2 protein-coding genes are annotated in these 1,378 nt (G+C 50.6%); both read right to left on the reverse strand.

Going from position 1 to position 1,378, the window contains the following annotated elements; genetic code table 11:
- Window positions 1-184: 184 nt before the first annotated feature.
- On the reverse strand, window positions 185-850 hold the full coding sequence (locus tag LZ11_RS12230) for a CAP domain-containing protein (RefSeq protein ID WP_148868127.1): 666 nt from the start codon (window positions 848-850) through the stop codon (window positions 185-187).
- Between the two features lie 180 nt (window positions 851-1,030).
- Window positions 1,031-1,378: chymotrypsin family serine protease (locus tag LZ11_RS12235; protein WP_222927275.1), on the reverse strand; the 348-nt coding region annotated here is incomplete at its 5' end.

Consider the following 1,378-nt stretch of genomic DNA (forward strand, 5'->3'; position numbering starts at 1 on the left):
TTACATTCGTTTTTCTTAAAAATTTTCTTCGCCTTCAACAAAAAGCCGCTTTTAGGATGCATAACCTAAAAGCGGCTTTGTCTACAAGCTGAACCCGCGGAAAATTCCGCGGGTCATCTGGTCGAAGATAACTATTCACACTATGCACATATTATCCACAGGAAATACACATATTGTGAACAATTTAGTTCGTACCTATGAAGGTCTGTGTGAACATCTTGCCGTAGGGACCGCCGTCTACAATGCCTATGCCGATACGGTTGTAGTTAGGGTTTAATATATTCGCCCTGTGGCCGGGGCTGTTCATCAATCCTTCGTGGGCCCTCTTGACGGTAGGAGCCCCGGCTATGTTTTCACCGGCGTACCTGTAAGACACTCCTGCCGCCTTTAGAGCCTGGAAAGGCGTACCATATGTGGGCGATGTATGGCCGAAGTAATTGTTTTCTATCATGTCCTTGCTTTTTTTCCTGGATAGGTCTACAAGCCTCATGTCTATTTCCAGGGGTTTAAGTCCGGCTTTCTTTCTCTCGGCGTTCACCAGATTCAGCATTTCCTGCTCATCGGCTGTCAGACCTTTGACCGGAGGTGTTGTCGGTTTCTCATCCCCCGGTACGGGCTGGGGTGTGGGCTGGGGAGCGGGCTTGCTGGGGGCCTGCCCCGGTTTTGGGATGTTAATGGTGCACGTATACTTCCCGCTTTTGAAGCCATCAAAGGGGATGCGGAAAGTCTGGACTTTACCGTTGTAAACGAACTTGACGGTTATCCAGCCGGCGGCAGAGGCAACTCCCGGCAGCAGGACCAGGGCCGCCAGCAGTGTTAGTACAATAAGGTTCCTTAAAGTCTTTCTCATATTCTTCGCCTCCTTGGTTCTTAAACTTGCCATAATTATATCTATATATCCCGGGCAAGACAAACCCTCAATAGTCCTCTAAAAACAGAATAAGGGGGATGACCATCCCCTCTCTTACCCTGTAACCGGCACGACGCCGTATATCGCATACATGGCTTATATGTCCTGTAATGGCATTTTTTAAAAGGTCACTTTCAACAGCTTGAGCACGGTGGATATCGGGTTTATCAGCGTCGCCAGGTCAGACCCGGCAAACAAAAGGCCTACCGCTTCCATTTTTTCGTTGAGGACCAGGGAGCCGCTGTCACCCGGCTGTGCCATGGGGCCCGTCAGGATCTGGTCGTAAAAGGTGGCCTCTTCGCCAGCTCCCATCATCACCCTAATCCTCACGTTCAGGGCTTTGATTTCACTTTTGGAGACTCCGCTGGTGCGCCCGCTCTTGACAAGAGTCATGCCGATGCGGGGCTCCGCGATGCCCCTGATTTCGCCGAGGTCCAGTATCTCCGGAGAAATGTAGTCGGGGTTTAT

The organism is Thermosediminibacter litoriperuensis (genome assembly GCF_008124715.1).
GTDB classification, from domain to species: domain Bacteria; phylum Bacillota; class Thermosediminibacteria; order Thermosediminibacterales; family Thermosediminibacteraceae; genus Thermosediminibacter; species Thermosediminibacter litoriperuensis.

What these genes read in the sequence shown, in the direction of transcription:
- LZ11_RS12230 (WP_148868127.1), bottom strand. Translation starts at nt 850, where the DNA reads ATGAGAAAGACTTTAAGGAACCTTATTGTACTAACACTGCTGGCGGCC.